At 28.4% G+C, this 13173-nt stretch carries 10 protein-coding genes; 5 read left to right on the top strand and 5 right to left on the bottom strand.

Features of this window, described 5'->3' with window-relative positions; genetic code table 11:
* Positions 1–174: 174 nt before the first annotated feature.
* A complete protein-coding gene (locus tag JIN86_RS20410) occupies positions 175–2175 on the bottom strand; it encodes an FtsX-like permease family protein (protein ID WP_202342735.1) in 2001 nt (666 codons plus the stop codon).
* Positions 2162–2929, bottom strand: a complete 768-nt coding sequence (locus tag JIN86_RS20405) for an ABC transporter ATP-binding protein (RefSeq protein WP_009373595.1) — start codon at positions 2927–2929, stop codon at positions 2162–2164. Before JIN86_RS20405 ends, JIN86_RS20410 begins: the two co-directional genes overlap by 14 nt.
* 199 nt (positions 2930–3128) lie before the next feature.
* On the opposite strand from JIN86_RS20405, the gene JIN86_RS20400 reads away from it, so the two are divergent.
* Both JIN86_RS20400 and JIN86_RS20395 read left to right on the top strand, forming a co-directional pair.
* The gene (locus JIN86_RS20400; protein WP_004233853.1) at positions 3129–3791 is read left to right on the top strand and encodes a response regulator transcription factor; all 663 of its coding nucleotides are present in this window, start codon (positions 3129–3131) and stop codon (positions 3789–3791) included.
* Positions 3788–4813: a sensor histidine kinase gene (locus JIN86_RS20395; RefSeq protein WP_202342734.1), complete on the top strand. Its 1026-nt coding sequence runs from the start codon at positions 3788–3790 to the stop codon at positions 4811–4813. The genes JIN86_RS20400 and JIN86_RS20395 overlap by 4 nt, the downstream gene beginning before the upstream one ends.
* 7 nt (positions 4814–4820) lie before the next feature.
* Here the strand turns inward: JIN86_RS20395 and JIN86_RS20390 are convergent, their stop codons facing one another.
* From JIN86_RS20390 to JIN86_RS20380, 3 genes are read right to left on the bottom strand one after another with little or no spacing between them, the layout of a single operon-like run.
* The gene (locus tag JIN86_RS20390; RefSeq protein ID WP_202342733.1) at positions 4821–5555 is read right to left on the bottom strand and encodes a hypothetical protein; all 735 of its coding nucleotides are present in this window, start codon (positions 5553–5555) and stop codon (positions 4821–4823) included.
* A gap of 12 nt (positions 5556–5567) precedes the next feature.
* Positions 5568–6302 (bottom strand): hypothetical protein, encoded by a 735-nt coding sequence (locus tag JIN86_RS20385; RefSeq protein ID WP_009373593.1) that lies wholly within the window; start codon positions 6300–6302, stop codon positions 5568–5570.
* A complete protein-coding gene (locus JIN86_RS20380; RefSeq protein WP_202342732.1) occupies positions 6295–7209 on the bottom strand; it encodes an ABC transporter ATP-binding protein in 915 nt (304 codons plus the stop codon). Before JIN86_RS20380 ends, JIN86_RS20385 begins: the two co-directional genes overlap by 8 nt.
* A 167-nt stretch (positions 7210–7376) precedes the next feature.
* Here JIN86_RS20380 and JIN86_RS20375 point away from each other — a divergent pair, with 167 nt between their 5' ends.
* From JIN86_RS20375 to JIN86_RS20365, 3 genes are all read left to right on the top strand, one after another.
* Entirely contained in the window at positions 7377–7607 is a 231-nt protein-coding gene (locus JIN86_RS20375; RefSeq protein WP_004233859.1) for a plantaricin C family lantibiotic, read from the top strand.
* 73 nt (positions 7608–7680) lie between these two features.
* The gene (locus JIN86_RS20370) at positions 7681–10833 is read left to right on the top strand and encodes a type 2 lanthipeptide synthetase LanM family protein (RefSeq protein ID WP_202342731.1); all 3153 of its coding nucleotides are present in this window, start codon (positions 7681–7683) and stop codon (positions 10831–10833) included.
* A 69-nt stretch (positions 10834–10902) separates the two neighbouring features.
* Positions 10903–13059, top strand: coding sequence for a peptidase domain-containing ABC transporter (locus JIN86_RS20365; protein WP_202342730.1), 2157 nt, complete (start codon positions 10903–10905; stop codon positions 13057–13059).
* Positions 13060–13173 lie beyond the last annotated feature (114 nt).

Below are 13173 nucleotides of genomic sequence, written 5' to 3'. Positions count from 1 at the left end.
CTTATTAATTCTGCGAATTCTTTATTTTCTTTTTACGGATAACCTTAAATAAAATAGTTACGATGATTATGATCATTATAAAACTTAAATACGGAATCCACCATTTAATAGTTTCAACTATTCCCTCCGATAATCCAAAACCCATTAGAAATTCAGTCATATTATCTACTCCTTTTATTTAAGTCTATTGTCTAAAATTACCTGTTTTGCACTCTGATAAGTTGCAATGAAATATATTACATATAGCAACAAAATAATACCAAAGCTTAAAAACATATTCTGTTTGATAGAAACTTCAAAAAATGGTTCTAATTTTTCTAATACAACCTTAGTAGTAAAGATTGATATGAAACTAGCTAAAATTAAAGGTGAAATAAAATAAAATCCAATTTGTCTAAATAACAACCTATTAATCATTTTTTTATTTGCACCAATTTTCGATAATGTCAGGTATCTTTCTTTGTTATCCTGGGTTTCTGTTAATTGCTGTAATGCTAGTACCGATAACGTGACAATCATTAAAATTATTCCTAAGTAACTGCTAATAAAAGCTATTACTCCAAATATGCCAAAGTAAGTGTCTTGTATCACACTCTTAGTTACATAATAAATCTCTCCTTCAAGAGATTTTTCAATCCATTTATTATTCATTATTTTATAGACCATCCCCTCAATTTCTTGAGAGGGAAAAACACCATTCAATAAGAAACTATCAGGATTCATATAATTTTTCATATTGTCTGGAACAACCACTGTTCCTACATCATTTGCCCTTGTTGAATTTGTTAAGTAAGTAATGTTACCAAATATTTTTTTGTTTGCAGGAGTGAGCTCCTTATCACCAATTCTTATTTTCCCTTCATTATTTAAGAAATATTGAATATGTTTATTAAAAGGTTCATAGTTTGCATTAATAATGAATTTATTTTCTCCTAACTGAATTCCCTCTTCTCCAGATAGTTCCAATATTTTATTGTAATCTGTTTCAGTTATTAAAGTAACTTTTGACATAAGTATCTCTTGTTCTAAATCAGATAGTTTTACTTGTTGCTCTTTAAACAATTCTCCATAAGTTAAATCGGCATTAAACAACATTATCTCTACATAACTTTTAAGATTTTCTTTCAGTGGAATGCCATCTTGTTTTGCTGTTTCTAAAAGATTTTTGTTATCCTCATATGGTTTTACAATTGTTAAGTCAAATGGGGTTGCAGTGGTAACTTGTTTATTCATAGAACTTGTAACACTAAATCCTGTACCTAGAACAACTAGTGAAGCTATCAGTAATGCACTTAAGATACTTATTACTAGAAAATTGATTTGCATTTTACTTCCGAATTGTCGAAACAAAAATGAATTTAGTTCTTTAAAATACAGCTTTTTGTTTCTTTTAGCCAAGAACACCATCACACTGGAAATGGTATAATAAAACATAATAATACCAACACCAAGAAGCGAGACTATCACAGTTAAATAATTCTTATCAAGTCCTAATTTCATTAACAATAGTATTCCAGTAGTTATTAAAGTAATTGCTACTAAAAAAAGGCTACTTGTCGCCCATTTGTTATAGACCTTTAACTCTTGATTTTTACGATTCGCAGTTAATAAATCGATAAGTTTAATGTTCATAATATTACGAGTATTAAAAAGTGCTACTATAATATAAATAATTGAAAAACTTATAATAGTTTCTTTTATAGCTTCTTTTGATAACAACAATTTATATCCTACTGCATCACCTACAAACATTTTTAAAGCTAATATCGAAATAACTTGTGACATTAAAAATCCTAGCCCAAGGCCTATAATTAAAGCAAATAACCCTACCAAAAAGGTCTCACCTACAAAAATAAAGGATATCCGCCATTTACTCATCCCTAATGTCATATAAATACCCATTTCTTTTTTTCTTCGCTTCATTATGAATTGATTGGCATATATGATGAGAAAAGCAAAAACAATTGCAATAAACCTTGTTAAAAGTCCAATATACGTAACTAATGCATCCCCAAAAATCTCCATAGAATAATTTAAATCATTTAAAGCTGGTTGTGATGATACTGAATTAAATGCATAAAATAGGCTGACACCTAAAACAAGAGTTAGAAAATAAATAGCATAATCTTTAATACTTCTGCCTACATTTTTATATATCAATTTAAAACTCATCATTGATATTTCCTCCTAGTAGTGCAACAACCTCCATTATTCGATTAAAGAAAGTTTTACGATCATCTTTTCCTCGTATTAGTTCATTAAAAATTTCTCCATCCTTTAGAAAAATAATCCTTCTGCAATAACTAGCATTATAAGGATCATGAGTAACCATCAAAGTTGTGGCATCTTGTTGCTGATTTAATATTTCTAAATTTTTCAGCAACATTTTAGCAGATTTACTATCAAGAGCCCCTGTTGGCTCATCGGCTAATAATAATGTAGGCCTTGTAACAATGGCTCTCGCTGCCGCAATTCTTTGCTGTTGTCCTCCTGACATTTGATATGGGTATTTGTACAATACTTCCTTTATATCCAAAGCGGCTGCAACTCTATCGACTTCATGTTCAATTTCATTCACTGGATAATTAATTATAGATAATGCCAAAGAAACATTTTCAAAAGCAGTTAGTGTATCTAGTAAATTATATTCTTGAAATATAAAACCTAACTTCTCACTTCTAAATTTTGATAATTTATGGCCCTTTAGTTTTGTGACATCTTCGCCATCTATAAATACATGACCAGCCGTAGCAGTATCAATGGTTGAAATACAATTAAGTAAAGTCGATTTACCACTTCCACTTGGTCCCATAATTGCTATAAAATCGCCTTTTTGCACTTCAAATGAAATGTTTTTTAATGCATGGGTTACATTACCCTTATTACCATACACCTTTTCAATATTTTCAACTTTTAATATTGTATTCACTTCCCAATTTCACTCCTTTTATGGATGACTTATCCTTTTGCTACCATAATATTACCATTCAATGAATTAACAAAAAATCGATTATTGTATCATAATATTACCGTTTTGTAAGTTTACTTACTATGCACTATAATATAATAAAAAGGTATAAATTATGGAAATAAAACCATTCATTGGTTCAATTAAGGGGAGATTAAAAATGAAAATATTCATTATCGAAGATGATCCAATTATCAGAAAGGAACTTTTTGATTTTCTAGAGAGATATGGGTATGAATGCATAAGTGGCGACGATTTCACAAAAATTGTAGAAGATGCTCTACAAAGCATGCCGCATTTAATTATTTTAGATCTTAACCTTCCTTTTCAAGACGGTTTTCAAGTGTGTCGTGAAATTCGGAAAGTGTCTTCTGTGCCCATTATTATAGTAACTAGCCGTGACACTTCCTTTGACGAACTATTAAGTCTTCAAATAGGAGCAGATGACTTTATTACAAAACCATATGATTTACAAATCCTTTTAGCTCATATTCAATCCGTTTTAAAGAGAACTTACGAAATTTCCAAAAGTGCTATTCTTTCTTATAAAGATTTAACACTGGAAATATTAAAGAGCAAAGCTATTTATAATAATATAGAAATAGAACTTACAAAGAATGAATTATGCATTCTTAGATTATTGATGATGAATAAAGGAAACGTAGTTTCTAGAGATGAAATAATGAATGAGCTTTGGCAAAACGGAGATTTTGTTGATGAAAATACCTTAAATGTTAATATATCGAGGTTAAGGCGCAAATTGGAATCGATCGGTTTAAAAAAATATTTATTAACGAAGAGAGGACAGGGTTATCAGTTATGAGTTTAATTGAATTTTTTAAGGAAAAACAGTTAGCAATACTTTTTCATTTACTATCTTTGCTAATTATCTCTAGTGTCCTCTACTTGTATAATGAAAATGGAAGTTTAGTAATAGTAATAGATTTAATTCTTCTATTCTTCTTTTTCACACCAATTATAGTTAAATACTATCAATTAAGTAAATATTATAATGAAATAAAAAATATTTCAAAACAAATCAAAGAAAAAACATACATCGCAGATATTGTAGAGGAACCCCCTTTTTTTTCAGGGAAATTCTTCTACAACATCTTAAATGAAGCAACAAAATACATGAATGATTGTATGTTCTCTTTGAAAAACGCTCAACGTGATTATACAGACTACATTGAACTTTGGGTACATGAAATAAAAACACCAATCACTGCACTAAAGTTAATTTTAAGTAACCATAAGACACCTGAAAACATACTTATTCAAGAAGAACTATTAAAAATAGAAGGTTATGTTGAACAAGCTCTATACTATGCAAGAAGTAGTACTTTAACTCAAGATTATAGAATAGAAACATTTACACTTGATAAGGCTGTAAATTTAGCTATTAAATCATTATCTCTAAGTATTATTCGTGCCAATGGTAGCATATATAAGGATAACCTTGATTTGAAAGTCACATCTGATTCAAAATGGATTATTTTTATTTTAAAGCAATTAATAGATAATGCTATCAAATATCGTCATAATCCACTTAAATTATCCTTTATTGCTAAAAAAGTAGAAAACGGTACTTTATTGTTAATATCAGACAATGGTATAGGTATAGCTTCATCTGATATTGAGAGAATTTTTAAACGTGGGTTCACGGGAACCAATGGTAGAAACTATGTTAAATCTACTGGTATGGGTTTGTACCTTTGTGAAACCTTGTGCAAAAAATTAGGGTTACGCATAAGTGTAGATTCTCAAGAAGATACTGGCACTACATTTAAAATATATTTCCCTGATAAACTACGATTATTCCAAGAATCTAAACAAAATATATAGAGTTTATTTATTTCAAATCTCTTTTTTTGATAATATAGAGACCTATTATATAAATTACTACTGAAAAGAAGCTTAAGTAAATAATATCATTAATATTGTAGTATAGAGTGGAAAAACCATCAGAAGCAATGTAAAATGGTGTATTCTCCATAATCGTCTTCATCCAACTTTCATCTCTTTCTACAATTTGTATACCAATGTTATATAAAAAAATATATAGAACATATCCAGTTATTAATGAGTAAACGCGATTAAACGTAATAGAAATTGTAAATATTCCTACTGATAAGATAGAAGCGAAATAAACTATATATACAATCCAAACTGAGAATAGCGTACTTAGGATCTCCATACTAGAGAAATGTTTACCTATGATAAGTTGAACAGTTAATCCAATTAATATATTAAAAATGCCATATAAAGAAGTATAAAATAAAAATGAAACACTTTTAATATGAATTATTTGACTTCTACTGAACATACTACTGAATACCATTTTCGAAGTTCCAAAACTAAACTCGGATCCTATCATATTACTACCTAAGTAAATAAAATAAATTTGTATAATAAATAAGGAAATACCAATATTTCCGCTTAACTCTACGCTTTTACTTAAGTTCATCTGATAATATAGAACATTATCAATAATTGTAGCAATAAATAATATTATTAAAAAAACGCATGTTGATGTATCAAATATTTTCTTTATTTCCATTCGGCTTATAGAAAACATACCAGTCATATTATCAATCTCCTAAATTTCTCTTTTATTAATAATTATTAAAGATATTAAAAATAATACTAAGCCTGTTAATGCTAAACAAATATTATTTGATATTGATAAATTATTATATTGCATTCCCTTATAAACCAAAGCCAGTGGATTCTCTTTAATCCAAAGAGCTAATTTTGTTGTAGAATCTAATTTTATTAGAATAATACCTCTAATCATACTCTCAAATGAAAACATAGAAATAATGGAAACTATTGTTGCAATTTGACTGAACGTAATGAAACCAATGATGAAAGATAAACTTGAAACAAAAAAGGAAATAAGTAAATAATTTGTTAGATTAGTAAAAATATCGTGTGTAAGATTATTCAGAGTAAATTTATTATGTTCCAATACCCACAATAAATTGGCTAGTAATCGGTGAATAGTTCCAACAATACATCCAATTAAAATCAATGAAAGTAATTTTGATAGGACGATATTTATACGTGATAAAGATCCTGTGAATATAATTCTAGAAGTTTTTAATGAAAACTCTCTGGACATAATAAAAGAAGGCAGAATGAGAATAATATAGTACGAAATATCACCAAAGTAATTGTAATATGTATCCAAATTCGAAGGGGATGGATACATGGGCCTTTTTAGATAAATTGTAATAGTGTATAAAACTGCAATAAATAAACTTGACCAAATGCCGTATCTTTTGAATAATTGTTTAACCTCTAATATTGATATTCTTAAAGTGCTATTCAATCTTATTTCCTCCCATTAACTCAAAAAATCTCTTTTCTAAATCTTTGCGAAGTGGATAAATAGCATTTATACTAATTTCATTTTTTACTAAATCTACTATAAGAGAATCAGAATCTTTATAAAGATATTGAAATTTTACTTTATCTTGATCTATTTCTATAAAAGGTATGTTTTGTACATCATTTAAATAGTTTTTTACCATTTCTATTTTTTTAGTTTCTATGATAAATTCATGTAGCTCTCTATCAGTCTGTTTTTCTGTTTTTAAATCAATATAATCTACTACTGTTCCCTTCTTCAAAAACAAAACTTTATCACAAACAGCTTCAATTTCTGATAAAATATGGCTGGATACAAGAATTGATATCCCTCTTTCTTTTGAAATTTTTCCCAGTATTTCTCTTATTTCAGCAACTCCTTCTGGATCTAAGCCATTTGTGGGTTCATCTAAAATCAATAGTTTAGGATTATTAACTAATGCCTGTGCAATTCCTAACCTCTGTTTCATTCCTAAAGAATACCTTTTTACCTTCTTATGAACAAAACCTTCAATCCCCAATAAATGGATTACAGATGAAACATTATCTCTATCATATCCCCCTGAAATCTCTGCAAAATAAATAAGGTTATCCATTCCACTCATATGGGGATAAAAACTAGGGTATTCAATCAGTCCTCCAATACGTTTTATATGTTGTAAAGGCTGCTTTTCAATATCAAACCGAACTTCCCCCTCAAACTTCGTTATTAATCCCATAATTATTCGCATAAGGGTTGTTTTCCCTGCACCATTTGGTCCAACTAAACCTATTACTTCACCTTTTGGAACTGAGAAAGAAACATTATTAATTACTTTATTATTTCGATAACTCTTTGTGATGTTCGACAATGTTAAAATATTACTCATTTCTTCTCCTCCTTCTCACGTATTGTTTCAATTACATATAATAGCATTTCCATTTCTATACAATCAATATTTTTATAGGTAATTTCGGTAAATACGGATTTTTTTGTAAAAAATACAAGATATGATAGTAAGTGAGATATCTCATAACAAAAAAAGGAGCGATTAACTTGAATACAAAATTTACAAAAAACCCAATTATAAAAAATAAACTAGCAATAAATGAAATTAATCCTGCTGGAAATCTTTTTGAAGAAATTAATGAACAAGATATGTCATTAATAGCTGGTGGCACAAATGATGCTATCTCTAGAGCAATTGCCAACGCTGTTGGATTAGGGAATAACTATGGAATGGCTTGTACTTGGTCTGCAGAATGTAACGGAACAACTCCCTGCTAATTTTTATTAAGAAGATTTATAACAAGGGTGTGTACTTTTATTAGGTACCACCCTTTTTAGATAGGAGCAAATTATGATTATAAATGAGAAGGTATTAGATCAAGAAATTGATTTTCAAGATGTATTGGATTATTGGAGTAAATTTTTCCCTGAAGTTAAAACGCAAATTGAAGTTGAAGACTTAATTCACCAAACGACAAATAGAAAATTTGTTGATTTCAAAGAAGAATGGGAAAAAGAATCAATGAGATTTGCTCTTAATAAGCAAAAGATTGATTCACTTTTTAACTTTAAACCGAATAATAATCTCTTTCGCATTCTTTCTACTTTAAATAAAGAGGATTTCCCATTTTTAAATTTCTTTAAACCTCTATTTTTAAAGGAGTTTGGAAAATGGTTCGATCACTTTGAAAAATTTGATTTAGTTTATAGTAAAAGAACATTTTACTCTGATATTTTCATTCATATGTACAATATTTCCTTCAATATTAGTTATAAAATGCTAGTATTTGAAATAGATTTTGAAAAAAAACAAGGGAATCTTATAGGCGAAACATCTGAAGATAGGTTTCAATATTACATCAATGAAAAACTACAAAATGAGGAATATTTAAAGTCCTTATATATGGAATATGAGTCACTGACAAATTTATTATTGTTAACAATTAACAATTATTTAAAATTCCTTTTTGATATTTTAAGTGCTACAACTCAAGAAATAAAAAATATCTTTAAAACTCTTTTTAACACTGAAAATATTAAAAAGTTAATTAATGTATCCCTAAATATGGGGGATACACATAATGATGGTAAAACTGTATCCATCCTAACATTTGAAGATAATAAAAAAGTAGTATATAAACCGAGGTCTTTAGCATTCGACCAAAAATATTCTGACCTTCTATCTTGGATGGAGAATAATCAAAGTAAACACTTAAAAAAAATTAAATCAGCAAAAATATATACAACAAGCAATCATGGTTGGATGGAATTTATTGAATACAAGCCCTGTAACAATATTGAACAAGTCAAAAGCTTTTATATTAGATCAGGACAATTATTATGTTTACTTTACGCTTTAAATTCCAAAGACTTCCATAGTGAAAACTTAATAGCCTCAGGAGAATATCCTTACTTGATAGATTTAGAAACTTTATTACAGCCAGATTTTGAAGAAAAGTTAAGTGAGAAAACTGTTATTAATAAAACACAAGACTTTATTAATAGGTCTGTCTATTCAATATATCTCCTTCCAAGCAGAATGACTATTAATAAAAACGAAAATACCATTAAGGTTGTCGATTTCGGCGGAATGGCGGGATATACCAAACAACAAGCGCCAATAAAATCAAACATACTAATTAATAAAAACTCAGACAATATTAGAGTAATAAAAGATTACGGAATACTGGATATTAATGATAACAACCCACTTCTAAATGGTGAATTGATTCAGTCTGAATTATTTATAGATGATATTCAATCCGGTTTTACAAACATGTATAGGTGGATAACAGAAAACAAAATCAGTTTTATTAACAAACTCTGTGAACTATTTGCTAATGAAAAATGCAGGGTCGTTTGTAAACCAACCTTTATTTATTCTCAAATCTTAAAATCTAGTTTCCATCCTGATTTATTAAGAAATCCTATTCATAGAGAAGTATATTTTAGTAGAATCGCCTTGTCTGAGTTAAAAAAAGGATTTAAACATTTGTCATATCATGAACATAGAGATTTAATGAATGGCGATATACCCTACTTTTCTGTCTATACAGATAAAAAAGTATTACTTGACTCAAAAAACAGTATTATTCCTAATTTTGAATTTAAATATTCAACCTTAGAAACCGTTATTAATAAAATTCAACTAATGAATGAGCTTGATTTAAAAAAGCAAATTACTCTAATTGATCTCTCGTATATGCACACAAGCATTAATGATGCGAAACAAGAAACAAACTTAAAATTTAAAACTTCTAAGGATTTCAGTAATGACGCAAAGCCCTCAAAATCGGATTTCTTGAATACTGCAATCAAAATAGGAGATCGGTTATTAAATGAAAGTATTTATGACACTGAGTCAACTGATAGAACTTGGTTGGGATTAATGGTATATGGAAAAAATGAAGTAACATCACATGTTTCCTCTATAGATATAGATTTATATAAAGGAAATAATGGAATATCTTTATTCTTTGCTTCCTTAGCTTCTATTACTAAGTTAGAAAGATTTAAAAAGGCAGCTATAGAAACTCTTTCTCCATCTCTAAAAACTTTAAAAAATATCGAAAAAAATAAAGAAATATCATTGAATATCGGAGCATTTACAGGGCTATCTGGTATTTTATATACAATATACCATGTAGGAAATATTTTAGAGATAGAGGAATACAAAAATATAGCTTTGCATTATATAGATATTGTTCTTGAACACTTAGGTGATGATACACAGATAGAATTATTGGGTGGAATGTCAGGTGCTTTATCTGTCTTTATTTCTATCTATAATACCTCAGACAATGCCAAAGTGAAAAAAAAATTATTAGATGCATGCTACATTATATTTGAAAAAATATTAGAAAGCACTATTGAATTTAAAGATAACTGTATTTTTTGGGGCTATGTTGATACTAATGGAGACGGTGGTTATACAGGCTTCGCTCATGGAACAAGTGGTATTATAGCTAGTCTAGGCCGTTTTTATAAAATTACACACGATAAAAATGTCTATCAATTGATTAAAAAAGCCTTGAATTTTGAAAGGGAGTTATACTCTCCAACAACAAAAAATTGGAGAACACAAATCAATGGGGAAGCTGATAGCATTGGTTGGTGTCATGGAGCTGCAGGTATTTTATTAAGTAGAAGTGTATTAATTAATCATGGGTACTTTGACGAACAAATCTCAAAAGAAATAAATATTGCATTGGAGACTACACTCAAAAAAGGTTTTGGTAATAACATCACTTTATGTCACGGAGATTTAGGAAGTATAGGAGTTTTGTTTCATCTAGCCTCTGTTTTAGATGATGAAACCCTTTACGAGCAATGTAATGAGACCTTTAATGAGATATTCAATCACTATATCTCTAGAAAATGGGACAAAACATCTTATAGAACTGCAAGTGTATATGGTCTAATGATTGGTTTAGCAGGATATGGATACAGCTTATTAAAATACGGATGTAGAGTGGAGATGCCAGATATATTGTGGATCGAGTAATTTCAAAAAAGGTGCTATTAAAAATTAATAGTGCCTTAATATCAAATATTGCAAAGGGTTTGGTAAAGGATGAGAACAAAAAGATCAGTTCAATTTATTGAACAATTACATCCAACTGAATGCGGATTATGCTGTGTAGCTATGATTTTAAGATATCATAAAAGTTATCAGCCGATGCATAAATTGAGAGAGATAGTAGAAACCGGTAGAGACGGATTAACATTAAATCAGATACATAATTTATTTCTAAAGCTGAACTTTTATTCAAAAGCTTATAGAACTTCCGCTGAAGGTTTAAAAGAATTTAATAGTCCTATTATATTACACTGGAACAATAATCATTTCATTATATTAGAAAAAATTAAAAAGGGGAAATTCTTCATTGTGGATCCAGCTATTGGTAGAATAACTTTAGAACAAGAAGAATTTGAAAAATGCTTTTCAGGTGTTATTTTAGTTCCATCACCTAATGACTCCTTTATTCCCTATAATAAAAAAGAGTATGCCATAAAAATGTTAATACCTTACATATTAAGCAACAAGGGTATATTCTCAATGCTGTTTTTAATATCCTTGCTTACTTATATGACTACATTGGCCTTACCTATTCTTATACAAAAATTAATGGATAATGTTATCTATAGTAAAGCGTTCGATTTGAACCTAATACTAATTTTTATTAGCTTTATCATATTAAATTCTTTACTACTATATATTAAAGGTCATTACTTAATTATCATTAAAATCATACTAGAAAGTTCAATCTTTAAAAATATATTCAATCATATATTAAAAGTTCCTTATAAATTCTTTGAATCTAGAGCTAAAGGAGATATACTTTATCGCATTAGTAGTCTTGATATAGTAAGAGATCTTTTATCAGAAAACATGATTAAAGGGATTTTAGATTTTGGCGCTTTAATAATTATGTTTTCTTATTTAATGTATAAGTCTGTGCCATTGACTATTATTGTTTTCATATTGTTCAGTATTTATTTACTAATTACTATTGTTATAAGACCACTTATGAAAGAGCTAAATTTATATGAAATTGTAGAACGAAGTAAATTATCAAAAATTCAAGTAGAAACTATTTCATCTATTTTTGGTATTAAGGTTTCTGCACTAGAAGATCAAATTAATAAAAAATATATAGATAAACTAGACGATGTACTCTATCGATTTAATAAACAGAGTAAGATATCTAACGTTTATAATACTTTTAATCAACTAACATTAACTATTTCCCCTCTAATTGTATTAGTTTTCGGTATGGATCAATATTTAAAAGGTGCATTAACTATAGGAGAGTTACTTGCATATTATTCTTTAACTGTTATTTTCTTTTCAACAAGCTCTACCTTTTTTCAAGTTTGGAGTACATTTTGGATTGCTTCCAATAATTTAGAAAGAATTAAAGACATCACAGATGTTGAAATTGAAAATGATATCGAATTAAATGGCTTAAATCCCTACCCTAATTTAAAAGGTAACATTAAATTAGAAAACATTTATTTTTCATACACAAATCAATCTAAAATGGTATTAAAAGATATTAGTTTGAATATTAAAAGTGGGCAAAAGATAGCTATTGTTGGTGAATCTGGATCTGGAAAATCTACACTTGGCAAAATACTTATAGGGCTATACAAAGCAAATGAGGGTAATATATTTTATGACGATATCAACATAAAGTATATAAGTAAAAAACATATTCGAAAACAGATGGGGATAGTCCCTCAAGAAATTCAATTACTAAATGATTCTATTTATAATAATATTACTATGGGAAATTCGACTATTGAGATAGATAGGGTTAAAAAAGCAGCTGAATTTACTCAAATTGCAGAAGAAATAGAAAATATGCCTATGGGTTATAACACAATAATTTCTGATACAGGTTCAAACCTATCCGGGGGACAAAGGCAAAGAATCGCATTGGCGAGATCAATAATAAATAAACACCAAATAATACTATTAGATGAAGCCACTAGTTCTTTAGACTCTATCAATGAAATGAAGATTGCCAATTACTTAACTAGTCTAGGCTGTACATGTATAATTATTGCTCATAGACTATCTACCATAAAAAATAGTGATTTTATTTATGTACTTGATAGAGGTGAAATCATTGAACAGGGAACACATTATGAACTTATGGATTTAAAAGGGAAATATTATAATTTATACTGCAGTACTGATTTAGTAGTATCCGAAACATTTTAATAAATTTAACATACATTATGCCAGGAACAATAGTTTGTAAAGCAGCTTTAATTCTTTAGTCTAAAAAGGAGCAATCCATAGGATTAAATTTCCTATATAATGCTCCCTGACTAA

This window comes from Lysinibacillus sp. HST-98 (genome assembly GCF_016757845.1).
Lineage (GTDB): Bacteria > Bacillota > Bacilli > Bacillales_A > Planococcaceae > Lysinibacillus > Lysinibacillus capsici.
The sequence above is the reverse complement of the archived record's forward strand: the minus strand, read 5'-3'. Positions and strand labels throughout refer to the sequence as shown.